The sequence below is a fragment of the Peptoniphilus catoniae genome, assembly GCF_901447155.2.
Lineage (GTDB): Bacteria > Bacillota > Clostridia > Tissierellales > Peptoniphilaceae > Peptoniphilus_E > Peptoniphilus_E catoniae.
In genome coordinates, this window is record NZ_LR588417.1 from 1 (window position 1) to 20,831 (window position 20,831).

At 36.6% G+C, this 20,831-nt stretch carries 6 protein-coding genes and 1 pseudogene; 5 read left to right on the forward strand and 2 right to left on the reverse strand.

Translation table 11 applies throughout. The features are described from left to right. The 3 genes and pseudogenes from PEPCATONIAE_RS06775 to PEPCATONIAE_RS06785 form a co-directional block, all read left to right on the forward strand. On the forward strand, positions 1 to 440 hold a 440-nt coding region (locus PEPCATONIAE_RS06775), incomplete at its 5' end, for a copper amine oxidase N-terminal domain-containing protein (protein ID WP_138160380.1). 166 nt (positions 441 to 606) lie between these two features. Next, positions 607 to 2,109, forward strand: coding sequence for a hypothetical protein (locus PEPCATONIAE_RS06780; protein WP_138160381.1), 1,503 nt, complete (start codon positions 607 to 609; stop codon positions 2,107 to 2,109). A 426-nt stretch (positions 2,110 to 2,535) separates the two neighbouring features. Then, positions 2,536 to 2,787: pseudogene (locus PEPCATONIAE_RS06785) on the forward strand (EcoAI/FtnUII family type I restriction enzme subunit R); the annotation flags it as partial. 283 nt (positions 2,788 to 3,070) lie between these two features. On the opposite strand, the gene PEPCATONIAE_RS06790 reads toward PEPCATONIAE_RS06785, so the two are convergent. Next, positions 3,071 to 4,078, reverse strand: a complete 1,008-nt coding sequence (locus tag PEPCATONIAE_RS06790) for a potassium channel family protein (protein WP_138160382.1) — start codon at positions 4,076 to 4,078, stop codon at positions 3,071 to 3,073. Between the two features lie 200 nt (positions 4,079 to 4,278). After that, a complete protein-coding gene (locus PEPCATONIAE_RS06795) occupies positions 4,279 to 5,199 on the reverse strand; it encodes a lactate/malate family dehydrogenase (protein ID WP_138160383.1) in 921 nt (306 codons plus the stop codon). A gap of 300 nt (positions 5,200 to 5,499) precedes the next feature. Here PEPCATONIAE_RS06795 and PEPCATONIAE_RS06800 point away from each other — a divergent pair, with 300 nt between their 5' ends. Together PEPCATONIAE_RS06800 and PEPCATONIAE_RS06805 are read left to right on the forward strand one after the other, a co-directional pair. Beyond that, the gene (locus PEPCATONIAE_RS06800) at positions 5,500 to 12,576 is read left to right on the forward strand and encodes an InlB B-repeat-containing protein (protein WP_138160492.1); all 7,077 of its coding nucleotides are present in this window, start codon (positions 5,500 to 5,502) and stop codon (positions 12,574 to 12,576) included. 508 nt (positions 12,577 to 13,084) lie between these two features. Beyond that, complete coding sequence (locus PEPCATONIAE_RS06805; protein WP_138160384.1) at positions 13,085 to 20,623, forward strand: Cna B-type domain-containing protein; 7,539 nt, start codon at positions 13,085 to 13,087, stop codon at positions 20,621 to 20,623. The last annotated feature ends 208 nt before the right edge of the window (positions 20,624 to 20,831 follow it).

The window sequence follows — 20,831 nt, forward strand, 5'->3', positions numbered from 1 at the left end:
AAGAAAAACCAGTAAATAGTATAGAAATAGATTGGAAACTTGAACTTACAATAGGAATAGACGTACTTAATAGAGAAATAAACGGAGTACAATCAAAAATCAAGATGGATATAGCACCATATATCAAGGAAGGAAGAACCATGCTCCCAGTAAGATATGTGGCAGAGGCACTTGGATTTGACGTAGATTGGAATGAAAGTACTAGAACAGTAATATTGAAAGAAGGTAGTACAAGAGTAGAAATACCAGTAGACACCAACCAAATAATCGTAAATGGCAAAGTCTACACCAGCGATGTAAAACCGGAAATTATAAATGGCAGAACTATGCTTCCAATAGCTAATATAGCAAGAGCACTGGGACTTCAAGACGGCAAGGATATAATCTGGAATAGTCAAACCAACAAGGTTACTATTTATAGATCCATTCTTGTTAAATAAGTTAACTCACTCTTAAAATTATATATTAAAGGTAAAAACGGTTTAGTATGAGGCTAGACCGTTTTTTTTACTTAAACTCAGCTTGCTCTTCTATAATGGTGGAGAAAGTTCCTTTCTCTGCTATAATTAAGTTAAACAAACACTGATTATTTATGTGAGGTATATTATGAAAAGAAATTTTAAAATTTTAATTATTTTAATGCTTGCCGTTGCTATTTTTTCCGGCTGCAAAAAAGAAGGTAGTTCGTCTAAGCTTGTAAATGAAAATACAAACAATACAAACAATACAAGCAATATTAATAATGCTGATAAGAAAAAATCCCCAGAGAAAGATTCTAATAAGACCGGCTCTAAAGATAAAAAAGTTTTAAGGCCTGTTAAGGGTGCAAAAATCGGTTCCATGTCTTCCTATGTTGAGGATAGGGAGATTTGGAATGACTTCATGGATGAAAAATATATAGCCTCTGCAAAGAGAGATAACTTTGGCATTCACCTACCTAGGATTCTTTTAGACTCCAAGGATGCAAAGGCGGCAAACGCTGAAATTGATGAAATGGTAGAAAATATAAAAAATATATACGAGACTCACAAGGATGATTCTGAAAGTGCCGATCTTGGAATTTATCTTTCTTTTTCTACTTACCAAGACGAAAATATACTTAGCGTCATGATTGAATCCTATGATTATTGGCAGGATGATCCTGCAGATTATATTGCCTATAACTTTTCTCTACCTGATGGAAAATTTATTGATGACTATAAGCTGATGAGTAATTTCGGTGTAGATGCCGATGACCTTTTAGGCATAGTTGAGGATAGCCTGAGGGAAAGGCAAGATCTAACCACCGGCCTTTACTATTCAGATGTCCTTGACAATACCTTTATCTATAATCCAAGCAACTATACAGGCATGGTTCTTAACACCCTATGGGACAAATTCCGTTCTATAGATCATCAAATTTATATAGACGAGGTCGGCAAACCTAACTTTCTCTTTAGTCAATATGATCTTGGAAACATGGGCTTCTACCCGGTAACTTTAAATTTAAAGTCAAACAGCTTTAATAAGAATCCTATTTCTGATGAATATCTAAGGATGGCGAGAAAGCTCGGCATCGATTCTACTGATAAAAAATACAAGGCCTTTATAATTTATCTGGGCTCTGTCTATGATGAGGATAGTTTAAAGAGAACCCTTGAAAAGCTTTATCCCTGGTCAAGTTTATTTTTAGATTATGAAGATCCCAATATGCTTATCTCCATGAAAGAAAGCAAGGGCGGCGACATGCCTTTTCTAAATGGAGCTGAGTGCTATTTGATTATACCTAAGTACAGAAATGCCTCTGTCTCCCTAAAGGAATTGGAAATTTCCCAAGACGGAAAATTAAAAGAGGTGGACAATTACCTCTTGGATAATAATGCCTGTGCAGGAACTACCTTTATCTGTCAAAATATTAGTGAAATTGCTCCAAACGGAAAAATCACCATTAGGTACAGAGACGATGTCTTGGAGTTCTCACCATCAATTAGCTTAAAGGACGGCAGCCTGATTTTACCTAAGGGAGTCTTTAATGCCGAGGATATCCTCGATTGGAACAGCCTCGTAGAAGAAGATCTCTATTCATACACTATGTTTGAAAGAATTAATTTCATCCTTGGTGTAGGTTGATAACATAAAAGATTTAAAAATTAAAAGTGTCCAGTAAATGGACTTAAAATAGTTAAAAGTCTTTTATTACAAATTGAAGAATGGATAATTTATGAAAAAATCAAAAAAGGTAAAAAGAAAAAGAAGATGATTATTATAATTGTTTTATTACTCTTAGTAGCCCCTCTTCCCTTTGGCTATGAAGATTCAATATCTTCCTATAATTCAATTTTGTTTTCCTACAACGCCTATCGCATCTTAAAAAATGATGATTCATATTATACTAAAAGTGAATTTTTAATCTTTCCCTTTAATCTTTTTAAATAAAGGGATAAAAAATAAATATGGACCCTCTAGATTTATTTGATATGCTATATAAAGCAAATGTATTTTACTATTGATTTTTAAAAAATTCACATCTATTTAAGATTCTAAGGTGATGATTAAATGAGCAAGGTATTAAATAAAAAACAAATGACTGAGGAAGCTATAAAGCTTCATTATATTACACCGTCTATTACCTCCAAGTGGAATAAAGACAAGATTACTATGGAAACTCAAATTACAGACGGAAAAATTAATATTCGTGGGAATCTTAGGTTTAGAGAAAAACCCAAAAAAGCTGACTATATATTATATTTAAATAACAATAACCCCATTGCCGTTGTAGAAGCCAAGGATAATAAAAAGAGTATTTCTTAAGGTTTGCAACAAGCTATGGCCTATGCAAGGATGCTCGACTTGCCCTTTGCCTACAGTTTTATATGCCTATAATATAAAATCAATTTATATATTAAAAACTTATTTAGCATCCGAATGATTCGGGTGCTTTTTGCTGCTTAAATTAAATGTGTAATGTTTAATAAAATCAATACCATAATCCCGAAGGCCCCTATAAATATATTAAGTTTAATAACATTAAAGAAAGTGCAAAGAATCAGCTTAAAACATATAATAAAAGGCTATCCTTTTATAGATAGCCTTAATTAATTTCATCGCCTAAGTGTTTTAACTTGTCAACCTGTTCTTCTCTTCCAAGAACAATAAGCACATCTCCAATTTTAAAGGTGTAGTCAATTGGTGGGTTAAAAAGCATTTCATTGTCTTCAATCTTTTTTATTGCAAGAACGGTAAGCCCTGTTTTCTTAGGAATTTGTGCTTCAACTAAATTTTTATTTTCAAGATAGGAGCCCTTCTTCACTATAACCTCTTCAAGGTCCAGCTCCACATCTCCAATTCTTGTAACTACATCTAAAAATGAAATAATATTGGGTTTTGTCATTAGTGATGCCATTCTGTTGCCGCTTATTTCTACTGCGGACAAAGTTTTGTTTGCACCGACTTTTAATAATTTTTCACGCCCTGATTTGCTAAGAGAATTTGCAATAATGTATATCTCTTTGTTAAGGTTTCTTGCTGTAAGTACAGTTACTATATTATCCACTTCTGTTTCCAAGGTGGCAAGAAGTCCCTTAGCCCTTTGGATTCCGGCTTGCTCTAAAATACTTTCTTCAGTGGAGTGGCCTTCCACTACCAAAATGTTATGGTGGCTATAGTCGTCAAGGTCTTCACGCTTGTCCGTTATAACAACAAAGTCCAAATTCTCATCTATAAATTTTTTTATAATTACCTCTGCCAACTCTCCCGATCCACATATTATATAGTGATCACTTAGAGTGGAAATTTTTTTATTCATTTTGTTTCCCTTCCACAAATCTGCAACCTTACCCTCAACAAACATAGCAACAACTGTGGTAAAAGCATATCCCACCACACCTACACCTGCAAATATCATAAAGATTGAAAAAAGCTCCGATTGACTGCTGGTGGTTCCGATTTCGCCAAAGCCTACAGTGGATATAGTTATAACTGTCATATAAAAAGCATCTACAAAAGATACATCTAATAAGATCTTATAACCGATTTCGCCAATAATTAGTAAAAGTGCAAATGCATAAAGAATAAATTTTAGTTTTCTTTTATCTTCCATAAGCCTCTCCTCATTAACTGGATTATAATATATCCCTTAATAAAAGACTAGACCCTTAAACTCTAACAGAATAAATAAAGGCAACTTGTTTACATTAGAGCCTGCCCTTGCCTCTTAAGTGTAAAAAATCCTTAAGCTAATAGAGGGTAAATGAATAGATAATATTAAATCAGCAAACAAAAATTGATTCTTGTAAATTTTTATTTATACTTTTCCCTATTGGCCTTTAAAATTTCTTCTGAATGCTTAAGTCTTTTTAGTTCCTCTTCGTTTAAGTCCAGTTCAAGGGCTTTTTCCACGCCGTTTTTACCGATAACACATGGAGTTGACAGGTAAATGTCATTAAGTCCATAGATTCCTTCTAAAAGTGTGGAAACTAAAATTATCTTTTTTCTGTCATTTGCTATAGCATCTATCATTGAACAAACAGTATTGCCTATACCGCATTGAGTATGACCCTTGCCATCTATTACCCTCCAGGCTCTTTCTCTAACAAGGTCTTCAACCTTATCTCTGGAAAAATCTATAGGATTAGCCTTTAAATAATCATCTAATTTAATATTGTTAATAAGAACATTTGACCAGGCGACAAATTGACTTTCACCATGTTCGCCAATGGTTATGCCTCTAACATCTGAGGGATCAATGTCTAAAATTTTTGCAAGAGTTGTATTTAGTCTTACTGTATCAAGAGCGGTGCCGGATCCAATAACTCTTTGCTTGGGAAATCCACTTGCCCTATAAACCAAGTCCGCCATTAAATCACAAGGATTGCTTACCACTATAAAGATACCATTAAAGCCCGCTGCCACTATTTCTTTTACATAGGACTCAGTGCTGCTTTTAAATTTGACGTATTCTTCAAGCCTGTCATTTATTCCCGATAAGTCTCCTGTAGATAGGACTATTATGTCTCTGTCTGCCATATCTGCATAGGAGCCCCAGCCCATTTTTACATAGTGAGGATAGAAGCTTGATGCATCCTCTATGTCCATGGCTTGAGCCTTTGCTCTTTCTTCTATTATGTCGTTGTACCTTATATCAGATACTATGCCCATTCTCGCCGCCGTATACCCAACGGCAAAGCCGACTGCACCTGCTCCGATAATGCCTAATTTCATAAATTTTCACCTCAGATTTAATTATATCAAATATATTAAAGCGGGAAAATTTATGAAAAAATAAAAAATATAGTTTTTAAAAATATTTTTAAATTTATAGTTAAAAAGGCTATATTATCATCATATATCAATTGAATTATAAGCCTAATTAATATATGATGATAATTAATAATATGGACTAAATGAATTTAGTTTCTTATTAAGAATATATAGGGAAAAACAAAAATTATTCCTAATAGAGAGGGAGAGAAAGTGAAAAATTATTTAAAAAGAACAACGACATTTTTATTAGCATTACTTATGCTCTTGTCGGTTCCGGCACAGGCCTTTGCCGAGGTGAATTATAATAACTTAACGGGCGACAAATCAGAGATTGTAAACAAACTGACACCTGTTAAGCCGGCAAAGACAGACAAGGCAGCAGATTTAATTAAAAATCCGGAGCAGCCGGCCATCTACACCCTGCGTACTGATTTTAAGGTACAAAGAGGGGAAAAGTATGAGGTTGACTACCAACCATACATCGCAAGTGTAGGTGCAGCAGCAACAAATGAGGAAAAAGCTAAAGTTAAGAAGACTATAGACCTACCTGCTCTTGCTGGTTATGACGAGCCAGAAGATGATTTTAAAATTGACTACAAAACTGTCAAAGAGGCTGCAGATGGTAAGGGCAAAGCAGGCGATGATGTTAACGGCTTTAGATACTCTGACAAGCAAGATTTTAAATACACAGCTAGAAGCAATAGTATTAAAATCAAACACGTCTTCCAAGACTTAGAAGACTTTACCAAGTACACAAATCCGGATGGAAGTACTGATGAAGAACACGCACTTTTTACCACTCAACAAGGTAATACTGGTTCAACTATGGAAGTAAGTCCATTGGACAAAAATGATCCGAGAGTAAAAGGCTTTGTCCCAGAAGCTGACTCTATAACAATGCAAGTTCCGGAAAATGCTACGAACTTTATTTTGGAATACCGTTACAACCGTGCCCACTACGATGTAGTTTTTGACACTGCAGGCGGAACAGAGCTTCCAGCTCGTACCCTTTACACAGGACAAGTGATTCCTAAACTTGCCGATGAAGCTATTCCTACAAAAGTAGGCGGCAAGTTCCAAGGTTGGAAGCCATCTGTAGATTTAGAATCTATAAATGGAAGCAAATATAGGGCAGATGGAATCATCAAAGATACTAATGGCAAGGCTATTTTAAACCTAGCTGCAGATATAAAAATGCCGGCAAGTAAGGTTACCTTCACAGCAGTTTGGAAGGACAAGGACAAGGCAGGCTATGCTGTCCAATTCTGGGCAGAAAAGGCAGACCACGCAGATGGTGCTTCTCTAGCTGATAAGTACGACTATATAGGCACTCGTGTATATAAAGATCAAACCACAGGCTCGAGACCGGACCTCGACAATGAACCGGTAAAAGACATCGTCTTTCCTGACCTAGACCAATTTCGTCTAAAAAAGATATGGAATGGCGATAGATTTAATCGTGGAAAAGATCTTTATCTAAACAAGTTCTATGTTTACAACCAAGCTCTAACTCATGATCAAAATAAGGACCCTGCAAATGTAAATCTAGTTAAGTCTGTGGATGCAACAGGTAAGACTGTCTACAATATCTACTACGACAGACAAGTATATGAACTATACTTCACTGAATCCAATCATTATAAAAAGATAGATAATGGTAAAAATACTTTTTACCCTGAAATTTGGGGATATGACAAAGATAATAATCTGGTAAAATTAGGCGGTCCAGGCAATCCTTACCATTACAAGGCTAGGTTTAACCAGCTCATGCTTGGCTGGCCAAACGATTCCATGCAAACCAAGGGCTTTAGTCCTAACATGCAATCCTTCGGCTGGGGACCAAACTATGATACGCCAGATTGGCCAACTCACTTGGACACACCTCCTTATCGATTAAATGCCGATGAATTCTTGGACATGGGCGTGAAAACGGGAGATTACACCAGGCGAGGCGGCTACACGAAAAATATAGATAAGGGTGATGGAACAACCATAAATTTAAATTGGTTCGATTTTACAACTCTTTCCTTTGGTATAAAGCAGGATAAAGACTCTATGCCTCACCACATGGACTTTTGGATGGACGGCTTTAAGGACGGCGAAACAATTATCCGCTACGACCTATACAGGTCCAAGGCAGATACCAATTCTAAAGATTATGCGCCTAGATACCCCAAGGTTCAAGGCTTTACTGGCAAGAGAGATTTTGAACCAGCGAAATTTTTTACTGCAGATGACGTAGATAAAATAAACGCCGAGCGTGCAGCAGTAACACCGTTTCCTACTAAGACATATACAGTGTTTGGGAATGAACTCCCTGTAGGTAAGATGCAATTTATTTACGCCTTCTTTAATAATGCCGATGAGTTTGGTGACCCTGATGGCTGGGACGGCTTTAAAGAAAACGGCTACCTTAGGTTTAAATACACTCGTAACAAGTACCCACTAAGGTTTAACTGCGACCCGTCAGTGATTAAGGGTGACAATGAGTTTAACTCAACAAACCAACTACAAACCTTCTATGAATTTCCTCTAAAGGCTCTAAGCCCTAAAGTAGATACTACAGATGAATATAAAAAAGACAATCCAGCTAACTTATTGGATAATCCAGAGAATTTACAAAAATTAGGTCTTACTGATTTAATATTTACAGATACTGATGGCAAGTTAAAAGTTAAGCGTCCCGACAATCTTTCAGACCAAATGGTATTCAAGGGATGGGCCCTAGACCCTGCCGGCACTAAGCTTATTTGGGAGAACCCGGGCGAAATCATGCCTAACCACCCGGTAAACCTATATGCTAAGTGGGGCGAACCGGACTATAAGTGGAAGGTTACCTTTGATCCAAACGGCGGAAGCCTAAGAAATATTAAGGAAGAAAATTTAACTACAAGCCGCAAAAAGATACAAGAAGGAGACATAGGTCAAGAAGAAATAAATACCTATGCGAAAAAAGAAGCCAATGATGGCGACAAGCAAATCTTTACCGTTATCCAAAGACAAAAGCTTGTAGAACCAAAGAAGCCTACAAGAAAAGGCTACGACTTTATGGGTTGGGAAGTAATTAGATATAAGAAGGATAATAAAGGCGACTATACAAATGAAGTTGACAACTCTTATAGAGAAACTTATAAGGTTCCAGAATTATATTCCTTTGGTAACGACGTAGTAGCACCAGTCTATTTAAAGGCAATTTGGGTTCCAAACAATAGAGTAGATGTCGATGTAGTACATCACATTCTAAGCGTGGATTTAAGTGAAGAAACAAAAACCATACCTGAGACCTTGCATGGCAAGCGTGCAGGCTATCTGGTTGCCACAACCGGAGACCAACAAAACGATGAATTGGCACTTGCTTCCCATGAAGAGCTTAGTGAAAAATTAACCGGCGACTTAAAGACACTGTACGAAGACTATAATAAAAGAGTAAATTATCTAAATAACTCCTACTTCCAAACTTTCCGCGTGGAACCTGAAAAGATTGATGATGGCAGTGGAAATTTAATTCCAAATCCTGATGCCAAGAATAATGTCTTCCACTTCTTCTACAGACCATTTAGAACTCGTGACTACAAGGTTAACTATATAGATGAACGATTTAAAAACGATCCAGCAAATGGAGCAATAATTCCACAAGAAAAAGTTTCCAATGGTAACCGTCACTATGATGCAAGAAATTATAGACCAATACCAGGCTGGGTATTAGCTGATAATGAAAAACCGCAACAACAACTTTTCTTTGATGTAAACGAAGAAACAAATGCATTCTTAGGCATTAACGACACAGGCAAAGACGAAATTACCTTCTATTACAAGGATGTAAGAGTAATCGAAGTTCCAAAAGATGACCCGGTTCCGGATGGTTATGTAAGAGTAACCTTTAAGGCGGAAGAAGGCGGATCTTTCGGTAAGGATGACCAAGGTAAGGACATTAAAGAACTTAACTACGATGTAATAAAGGGACTTAAGTCAGACTTCCTTCCTGTACCGGGAGACCCTGTTGCAGAAAGTGAAAAGGTTGAAGGCAAGTACTATGTAACACCTGAACCAGGTAAAAACTTTATCAAGTGGGACAACAGAGCCTTATTAAATGACAATACAATAATTAACGACAGCTACACTTTCACAGCCTACTTTGACTGGAAAGAAATAAAAATCAATCCTCTAGTAGTAACAGAATCCTTTAAAGATCCTAATGGCACTTGGACAAATGACTTCGCTCCAACAGTTGATAAATTAAAAGGACAAGTTAAATGGTACAAGAATAAAGTTGAAGAAAATTTACCTGCCGGAGTAGAAGTAATATTTGCAGATGATATTGAAACGACTTTAGCTGATTCCTTTAAGGAGTTAGGCAAGGCTGATAAGGATGAGCTTGTAAGAGAAGTTAAAATTCCGGCAAAGATTAAATATGCTGATAATTCAATTCAAGACATTGAAATACCAGTAACAGTTTACAAAAATGTTTATGAAGCACTTACAGGAACAGAGAAACCATTGTTCTTATCTGAAGCAGAAAAGAAACCTGCTGCAGAAGGTGGCTTGCAAGATGTAACCGGCAACTACGTAATGGTTACCGTTGCCCCTACCGGCGATATGAATTCCAAGGACAACAAGGTTTACTATGTAAATTCAAAGGCTTGGGTAGCAATTTCTGAAGTTAAACCGGATGGCTCATCAACATTTATCAATTGGACAGCAAGTGTAGATGCACAAAATGATGATGGAGCAGCAAATGGTAACTTTGACTTTGCTAAGCGTCATAAATTTACTGAAGACACGGTAATTAAACCGGTAGGCGTAGCTGATGTTGTTGAACAAAAAGATCCAAACAAAAAACCGAATGTACCAAGCAGCTATGTAAAAGTAATAGTTACTACTACAGATAAGGCAACAGATGATAGTAAGTTTGAAAAAACTTTCTGGGTTAATCCAAACAAGGAAGTGCCTATAGAAGTAACAAATCCAACAGGTAAAGCTGATGTAGAGGTAGAATTGAAAGATGCCAACGGAGATTCCTTAGGCAATCAAAAAGTAACTTACACCTTTATTGAATGGCAAAAGGTTAAAACAGGTAGTGACGATAATAACCTAACAGATCTTACACCTGCAGCAACTATTGATTTGGCTAAGAACCAATATATAGACAAGGTAACGGTTGTTGAGGCATCCTATGAAGAAGAAATAGATGCAGCAGAGCTAATAGGTAAAAGTACAGTTACTAAACTCGACACACCTAAGGGTAAGGAAATTACTGACGATAGCTTAAAAGATAAAATTACTCCACCGGAAGGCAAGACAATTCAATCTATAGAAGTTATTTCAAAACCTGATAAAGATACAGTCGGAAAGTCAGATGCAAGTGTAATTATTACCTATACTGACGGAACAACAGAAGGTACAAATACAAATCCTGTTAAAATACCTGTAGAAGTTCACGAACCGATAATACCGGCTAACAAGTTTGGAGATAGACCTGAAGGGGCTATGGACAACTATGTAAAGATAACCTTCAAGGCAGGTACAGGCGGATCTGTAGATGGAACTCTAATCTACTTTGTATCACCTGAAGTTGAAGTTGACATGACTGATTCAGCTAATAGTATTACAAAGACTCCGGATGTTGGATATATTAGCGGAGATTGGGACACAAGTAGTAAATCATTAAAAGCAACATTTGATGCTGATACGGAATTTACTTTTAACTTTACAAAAACCGAGGACATAGTAGAAAAAACACCTCAGGTAACTGAAGCTCCAAAGGGTTATGTAACAGTTAAGTTTATAACAGATGGCAACGGACATTTTGATGCTGATGCCCCTGAAAAAGTTTATTATGTAAATCCCAAGGCTGGAATTAAATTAGGAAAAACAGCAACAGCTGACAATAAAACGCTAGTAGTCCCAACACCAACAGCAAATGAAAACTTCACCTTTGCAAAATGGCAAGAAAGCATTGATGAAACAACTCCAATCACAAGCGAAAGAGTTCATGTAGCAATCTTCCAATCAGGTCAAGTAACCTTGACCTACAACAAGGGCGGAGATGATGTAACAGGAACAGTACCGGGTAAGGCGACAGTAGACACCGGCAAAACAGTTTGGCTTGCAAATAAAGGTAATCTTACAAAGCCGAATGCAACATTTATAGGCTGGAAGCTTGATGAAGATGAAACAATCTATCAACCGGGAGAACAAATCACACTTAATAAGAATAGAACGGCAACTGCACAATGGTCATCATCTGTACACACTGTAACCTTTAACACTATGGGCGGAACAGATGTGGCAAGTCAAAAAGTTGAACATGGAAAGAAATTGACAAATGTTGCTATACCGACATTAGATGGTAAAGTATTTATGGGTTGGAAGGAAAAAGGAAAAGAAAGTGACCCGTCTTACTTTGACCTAGCTTCAGCTATAACAGAAGACAAAACACTAATAGCACAATGGCAAGATAAAGTTCAGAGAATTAATGACGGCGATAGAGTTGAAGAACAATTTATCAAGGTTACCTTCCTTAAGGGATCCCATGGAACACTTATAGGAGATGTAACCTATAAGGTTGCAAAAGACTTGACCTTTGACCAAGCTAAAGCAGCAGGACTAAAGGTTCCTGAAATTGTCCCTGATAAATACTACAAGGCAAAGGATTTAAATAGCGGTTGGGACAAAGAATTAGCCTTAAATAATCAAGATGTAACATTTATAGCACAGTATGAACCTAAGGCAAATGTTATTCCTGTTGACCCTAATGTTGTAGATGAAACACAAATTCAAGAAGAAAAACCGGATGATATGGTATTGGTAACATTTAAAGTATCAGATGATAGTAAATTCTATATTCCAAACAATGCAAAGTACTATGTAAGGAGAAATGTAGAAGTTAGAATTCTTACACCTGTTGTTTTAGAGAAAAATATTGGTGATTCATTTAAGGGTTGGAAGGATGTAAACATTGTTAGTGAACCTATGGATCTAAATATGATTAATGATCCTTATGCAGTAAATTTCCAATGGGTTAAACAAAGCTTTACTCAAGACACTATTATAAGTGATGAAAATTTAGCTGACATTAAAATTGTAATAGACACTCCACCAGCAGGAAGCAAAAGGATTTTCATCAAAGAGCTATCAAATGGAGCTAAGGGTAAGCTGGAAGTTATAAGAGCCGGCAATGTAATTAGCTCTTATGAAAATAACAGTTACAGCAGAAGAGGAGAAACCTTCCATTTATTTAATTTAAATGATCCATTGCAAGCTGGAGATATTATAAGATACTGGGCAGATGATGGTATTAGATCATGTGATCCTATATTAGAGACTATCCACTAACTAAGCACGAAAAATCAGACAAAAACAAAAGAACTGATCAGGGAAATTCCTTGGTCAGTTCTTTTTTTACAACATTTAGGTTTTATCTACCACAGATTAAAGGGTTAAAGTAAAAGATTTACTCACAAATTATAAAATACACATACAAATTACAAAAAATAAAAACAAACATTAAAATATAAAAGTTTCATATAAATACTAGGTTAAAAGAATTGAGATATTTAGATGGAATATGTATAATATACTTATACTCATTGTGGGGTTTTAGGTTTAAAATTTCTAGTTTGGGAGGGATGATATGAAATTGAGGATGACATTTAACACTAACTAGTGAAACTCCATTTATAAAAATATGTAAAATGTTTAAATGCTTATTTAGATTTGGCTAAAACCTAAAGGTTCCATTAATTTAAGATTTGTATAAGATCTTATGGGAACCTAGTTATAGACAAGTCTATCTAAAGTATAAACTTTTAATTAAACCGACGTGGGTCGGAGAAAGGAAATTATGAAAAAGAGAATTTTATTTTTTTTGTTAGCACTAACCATGCTGACTCAGACTCTAATGCCGACAGGATTAGTTTTTGCCGCAGAGTCTAAAGAAAAAAAAGATGGGGATTTAGTAACAATAGGAGTGCTGAATCCTGACTACTATCCTAAGCCTGAGGAATTTAAGCAAAAAGATAACTCAAAGACAGAGGCTTTAGACGGATTGGAAATAGGCAATGAAATAGTTCCCCAAGCATTAAGGAACAGCAAATCTCCATACATCGATGGACAACAACCGGCTGATCCGGACAAGCCGAAGTATTGGGCAAATGTACAGGGAAAACTTACAACTAGAGGAATTGATGGAACTACCTTTGATTGGAATAAGGTATTAGGCCAAGGTGCAAAGGTTAAGCTTTTGTTCACCCAAACAAATGGTAATGTTATGACAGGTGTAACATATACTCTATTAGTAGATAAAGATGGGACCTATACTTGGCAAGGTAGTGATGGTAAGCCTACCTACTTGCCTCTATATGATGTAGATGGAAATCCCTATACCTATAATGTTCAAATACAAAGAAACTTTAGTGAAAACGTCCAGCTTATTATCCAAGAATCTAACGGTACACCTGGTGTATCATGGAGACCGGAAGGAGACAAACAAGTTGCAACTATACAATTCCTTGATATAGGGATTCAACAACTAGCTTCTACAAAATTTGTTTCCGAATGGCACACAGGTTTAGAAGAAGCGGATAGACCTCAAATTGAAGGATACTTTAAAGTCGATGATAAAATAGATAATGACTTTAATTTTCCTAAAAATGATACAACAAGAACTATATTAAGATCTAGTTTTGTAGAAAACTTTGCAGAAGATGAACATAATGGACCATGGTCTTTCTTATCTGCTGAACTTGAAACTACTCCGCAAACTGTAGAGGTTAAAACTACTACAACAGGCTTAACTTTTGAAGAAAATAATGGAGTTAAAACTGTTAAGTCAGGCGACCATAAGTTTAAATACGACTTCACTTACGATGTCATAAACGGCGGTAAGCTTACTGTGACAGAAGTCATCCCTGTGACTTTTGATACTAATGGTGGAAAGTTTGCTAACTTTACAGCTCCTGATACTGAAACAAAAATCGTTAAAGAAGTTGAATATGAAGGCACTTTAACAGACAAGGCTGAAAATCCTACAAAGCCGGGAAAGGCTTTTAAGGGCTGGGCTACAGATGCTAACGGAACGACTCTTGCAACTGAGACCGAATATGCAAATCTTACAACTGCAAAGACCTTCTACGCAATTTGGAGCGACGAAGACATCCAAGCAGAAGAACTTAAAACTACTGAGTCACTTGGAAGCTTCCCTAAAAATAAACCCCCAAGATTTACCAATGATTTTGTTCCTACATTTGAGGACTTAAAAGCCCAAGTTAAGGTCAAAGATGCCAATGGAAACTTTGGACCGCTACCAGAAACAGGCCTAACATTCACTATAGTAGATGATAAGGGCACTGAATATGATAAAGATAGCGATGACCTAAAGAAATTTATTTATAGCAAGGTTAAAGAAAGTAAGACAGACGAAGTCTCAAGAACTGAAACAGTAAAAGCAAAGATCAAATACAGTGATGGGACTGAAAGAGAGATAGATATACCTATCAAAGTCTTAAAAAATATCTATAAGGGAACTGACGAAGGTAACAAGTACCCACATATACCTGCTGATTATGTAAAGGTAACCATTGATCCCACAGATAAGGCTCAAGACCCACGAAAGACTTACTATTATGTAAATCCAAAAGCCAAAGTTATAGTTCCAGGAAAAGATCCAGTGGGAGCTGGTGACAATAAATTTTCTAAGTGGACCATAAAAGCTGATAGTGATACTGTTGAGGCTGACTATACATTTGGAAAGAGACAAATTTACGCAGAAGCATCTACAATTACTGCCCAATATGGAACCGGAACAATCAAGATTATCTATGTTGATAACTACGGCAATGAAATCGACGCGAAGTATCATATTGCTGGACAAGATTATCCTTCAGAAAAAACTGGTGGCCTTGGTAGAGAGGCTAATTATATTGATTTTGCCAGCGAAGGACCTGATTTTAAGGGATATATCTATAGTAGTAGAGATGATATAAAGGGTAAATACTATAAGGATCCAGCAGAACCAGATAAACTGGATACAGTTAAGTACTCTTATTTAAAAAGAGTAACAACAAAAGATCCGAATAATGAAAATGCTTACTTCAAAGTAGTTTTCGATGCCAATGGCGGTAAATTTGGAGCCAACACGCAAAAAACTCTTTGGGTGTATATAAACACAGGCGACAACCCAGTAACCTTTGAAGAAGCTAGGGCAGAGATAGAAAGCCAATACGGCCTTCCAACTAAGGACATGGCTGCTTTTAAAGAATGGCAAAACAAGGCAGCAGATGGTTCAAAAGTTGCTGATGATTATGTAATAAAGGTCCCAGATTGGGATTGGGAAACATACCCTGACGATGGTTATACACCAGAAGTCTTCTATGCAACTTACATTGCAGAAAAGATGGACTTCACAGCTACAAAGGTTTGGGATATTCCAACTGGCCTTACACTAACAGAAGATGAATATCCTACTATGAAATTTACTCTTTGGAGAGCATGGACAATTGGAGATGCCGGCGAAGAACAACCGGGTGATGAAGCAGTTCAAGGAGAAGAAGTAGGATATGTTGATGGTAAGAATTTAGAAGCAGTTTGGAAAGGCCTTCCAAAAGCAAATTCAAATGGAGATCTTTACACTTACTATGTCAAGGAAGAATTTAAAGATTCTGACATTAAAAATGACAACTGGATTACCGGGACAATGCCATATGAGTATATATCAAAAGCTGAGTATGAAACAAAAGTTGCTCCTACAGAAGGAACTATTACTAACACATTAAAGAAGCCTGCAGAACCGGGAACGAATCCAGATCCTGATAAGAACTTCGTAGGCAAGTTAACTGTTAAGAAGGTTCTTGAAAACGAACCGGTACCGGCAATGGCAATGGCAAAGGGACCGATGAAAGCACCGGCTGCACCAATTAAGTTTAAATTTAAAGTAACCGGACCTTATGGCTATGAAGAAACTTTTGAAATAGAGGCCGGAAAAGAAAAAGAATTAAAAGATTTAGCTTACGGCGAATACACTGTTGAGGAAATTGAAACAAATAACTATACACCTAAGTACGTTGAAGGTGACTACACTCCGGGCACTTCAACTTTATCAGATGAACCTATAAAGGTTGAAGTATCTAAAGCTAATGACACAAAGACAGTAACAGTAGTAAACCAAAATCTTGAAAAACCGGATTCGAACTTTGTCACTCTTGAAGCTACAAAGATTTGGAAAAATGGACCGACAACAGATCACAAGCAAGTAAGTCTAAATGTATTTAGGCAAGTTGAAGGTGGTCAAAAAGAAGAAGTTCAAGTAGAAGGAAATGTAAAACTAAAGGTTACTCGCGATGCCGACGACATTAACAAATTTAACTACACTTGGACAAATCTTCCAAAACACAATACAGAGGGTAAGGAATACACTTACACAGTAGAAGAAGCTAATATTATTGAACCTACTGCTCCTGAAACAGATAAAACAGTTAAGTTTGGTGACAACACTTATGTAGTTACGCAAGATGGCAACACTATTACCAACACCTACAAGGTTCTAAAAGCTGATGTTACAGCTACAAAAGTTTGGTCAGATGGACCTGAAGCAGACCACACTCAAGTAAGTCTAAATCTATTTAGACAAGTTGAAGGTGGACTAAAAGAACAAGTTTCAGGCCTAACTCCGGAAGTTACACCAGGTGCTGCAAACACAGGAACTTTCAACTACACTTGGAAAGACCTTCCAACAACTGATGATAATGGCAAGGCATACACCTACACTGTAAAGGAAGCCGGAGTTGTAACTGATGCTCAAACAAATGAAACGACAGTTACAGTTAATGGCAACACTTATGTAGTTACAGTAAATAATGACACAAATACTGTTACTAACACTTTCAAGGCTAATACAACGACATTTACAGTTAATAAAGTTTGGGCAGATAATGTTAATGATGTTCCTACTATGAACCTCACTCTTTACAGAAAAGTTGAAGGCGGAACAGAAGAAGCAGTTCAAGGCGCAGAAGTAAAAGAAATTACAAAAACAACTACTGAAGCAACTTGGGATAATCTTCCAAAATCAGATGCCAGCGGCAAAGCTTATGAATATTCTGTAAAGGAAACATTTAAGGATGAAGATTCTGACGCTAGGAATGCTAACTGGATCCTTGGAGCTATGGAAACTGATGATAGTGGCAACAAGACTATCACCAACAAACTAAAAACAGTTCCAGGCGATAACGATACTCCAAACGAAGATGAACACAGAATGGGTAAACTTACAATCACTAAGAAGATTGAAAGTAAACCTATAGCAAAATCAAGTTCAATGCATAAAGCTCCGGCAGCTCCATTGGAATTTACCTTTAAGGTAACTGACCCCTATGGAAAGGAAGAGACATTCACATTAAAGGCTGGAGAAAGCAAAGAGCTTAAGAGCTTGCTATACGGTGACTACACTATTGAAGAAACTGATGCAAAAGGCTTAACTCCATTTGTTAAAGTTGGAGAAGACCCGGAAAATGAAAGCAATACAGGAAAAGTTACTTTAACAAAGGCCGCTAAAGAAGGCACAGTAACATTCACTAACAAGAATGTTAAGCCTGGAGAAAATCCTAACATCATTGAAGTAATGGCTACAAAGGTTTGGGTAAATGGACCGGCAACAGATCATACAGCTGTAGCCTTGAACCTTTACAGACAAGTTGATGGTGGACAAAAAGAAGAAGTAACAGATGTTACAGCAGTAAAAACTCGCGATGTAGATAACGCTTCTAAGTTTAACTATCTATGGAAAGATCTTCCAAAGATTAATGATGAAGGTAAGGAATACACTTACACAGTAGAAGAAGCCGGAGTTGTAACTGATGCTCAAACAAATGAAAAAACAGCTACAGTTAATGGCAACACTTATGTAGTTACACAAGATGGCAACACTATTACCAACACTTACAAGGTTCCACAAACTGATGAGGATGTAATCGGTACTAAGGTATGGCAAGGTGTTCCGGCAGGAACTACAACACCTACTGTCAAGTTAGAGCTTTGGAGAAAGACATCAGATGCTGATCAAGGAGTAAAGGTTGTTGATGCAACAGACCTTGATGCAAATAACCAAGCAAACTTCGGTAAGCAAGATAAGACTGATGCAAATGGCGTTGAATACACTTACTTTGTAAAAGAAGTAGATGAAAATGGAAATGCCTTTAGCCATCCAAAATACACTTCAGTGGTAGATGGATTAACAGCTACAAATACTAAAATGGCCGAAGATGGTAAGTTGATTATTACTAAAAAATTAGAAAATGTTCCTGTAAGAATGATGATGAGGTCTCCTGCAGGAAATGCAGATCCAATCAAATTCAAATTCACAGTAACAAAACCTGATGGCACAAGTGAAGAATTTGAACTTGCAGCAAATGGATCTAAGACCTTAGATAATTTACCTTATGGTGAATATACTATTAAGGAAACAGATACTAAGGGTTACACCCCATTCTTTACTCTTGGCAATGAAGAAAAACAAACCCAAGAATTTAAGGTAACTATTAATAGTAGTGATGAAGTTAATGTTACTGTAACTAATAAGAATATTATCAATCAAAATGATCTTACAGTTAGAGCAACTAAGATTTGGATTGGCGGACCTATGTCTGATCACACGGCTGTAACACTTACACTTAAGAGATTAAGTGCGAAGGCCGGCAGCATTGAAGAAGATGTAACTAATGCTTATACAGCTGAAACAATTAACAGTACTTCAGACTCAATAACTTATGTTTGGAAGAATCTTCCTAAGCATGATGATGAAGGTTATGCGTACACTTATAGAGTAGAAGAACTTGGCACAGTTAGTGACCCAACATCAACAGATAAGATATATACAGTTGGCAACAACGAATATGTATCTAAGGTTGAAAATGACTCTGACATCACTGCTAATGAAACTACTGCATTTAAGATTACCAACACCTACAAGGTTCCACAAACTGAAGAGGATATAATCGCTACTAAGGTATGGCAGGATGTTCCGGCAGGAACTATAACACCTCAAGTTAAATTCCAATTACAAAGAACTGCTAATGGTGTTACTGAAGATGTTGGACAAGCAATGGATCTTACAAATGGACAAGTAAACTTCGGTAAACAGGATAAGACTGATAATAATGGAAATGAATATGTATATACTGTAAAAGAATTAGGTGAAGACGGAAATGCATTTAGCCATCCAAACTACACTTCAGTAGTAGATGGTTTAACTGTAACTAACACTTATCAAGAAACACCTATAACAGAATATACAGTAACATTTGATGCAAATGGACATGGAATAGCACCGGAAGCTCAAACTGTAAATGTAGGTCAAACAGCAATAGAACCTAGTCCGGCTCCAACAGAAGATGGTTACAAATTTGAAGGATGGTATACAGATAAAGATGGCTTATATAGATATAATTTTGCTACTCCGGTAAATAGCAATATTACACTATATGCTAAGTGGATAAAAGAAGGCACTACTCCACCAACACCGGATAATCCGGATAATCCTTGGGGACCCGGACCTAATCCTTGGGATCCCGGACATAATCCTTGGGGACCTGGACCTAACCCTTGGGGACCTTCTTATCCTGAAAAAATAGTTGAAACTAAGATTGAAACAAAGTATATAGAAGTACCTGTTAAGGACAACGCTTATAGAAAAGAAGTTAAATATATGCAAGGCTTTGAAGGCTACTTCAGACCTAATGACGGCTTAAAGAGATCCGAGGCTGCTCAAATTCTTGCCAACGCTCTTAAAGAAGACGGATACAAGTATGACTTATCCTATAAGTTAAACTATAAGGATATAGGCGATGAGTGGTACACTGAAGCAATTAAGATAACTACTCAAGCTAATGTATTTAAGGGTTATGATGACGGCTACTTCAGACCTGACGATAAAATCTCAAGGGCTGAATGGATTGCAACCTTAAAGAGATTCCAAAGTATAGCCAATGCAGAGGGAAATCATATGAATATGAAATCTGACCACTGGGCTATGGCGGAAGTTGAAGCTGCTTATAAGGAAGGTTGGTTAAGTATTTACACCGACGGACTTGCAAGCTTTAAGGCTGACGAGTTTATTCCTAGACAAGAGGTTGCAGCAGTTTCTAATAAGGCCTTCAATAGAGTTCTCGACAAGACTTATATTGAATACAATGACAAGAACCTAGTAACCTATAAAGACGTCAAGAAGGATATGTGGTCCTACTATGACATCCTATGTGCAAGCAACACTTTCTTGTACAAGAAAGATTTATACAGAGCACACTGGATTAATGGAGACAACAATCTATTTAACATTAACACTGACGGACTTGTTATAAGTAAAGATAAGTTCCAAAGAGTGTTAAGGTAATATAAGGTCTATAGAAAAAGAGAGGGCAATAAGCCTTCTCTTTTTTATTTTATTTACTTATATAGAGGACTAATAGTGTGTCAATGAATATTGCCAATATAAGCCTTAAACTAATTTATACAAACTTTTAGCCTTGGAGCCTATTAAAATATACTATAAAGCATAAACTAAACATTAATATAAAAAGCTAAAAAGCAAAACTACTCCC

Excerpts from the sequence above, each read along its gene's own strand:
- PEPCATONIAE_RS06790 (WP_138160382.1), bottom strand. The coding sequence starts at position 4,078 with ATGGAAGATAAAAGAAAACTAAAATTTATTCTTTATGCATTTGCACTT.
- PEPCATONIAE_RS06805 (WP_138160384.1), top strand. The coding sequence starts at position 13,085 with ATGAAAAAGAGAATTTTATTTTTTTTGTTAGCACTAACCATGCTGACT.
- PEPCATONIAE_RS06795 (WP_138160383.1), bottom strand. The coding sequence starts at position 5,199 with ATGAAATTAGGCATTATCGGAGCAGGTGCAGTCGGCTTTGCCGTTGGG.
- PEPCATONIAE_RS06800 (WP_138160492.1), top strand. The coding sequence starts at position 5,500 with ATGCTCTTGTCGGTTCCGGCACAGGCCTTTGCCGAGGTGAATTATAAT.
- PEPCATONIAE_RS06780 (WP_138160381.1), top strand. The coding sequence starts at position 607 with ATGAAAAGAAATTTTAAAATTTTAATTATTTTAATGCTTGCCGTTGCT.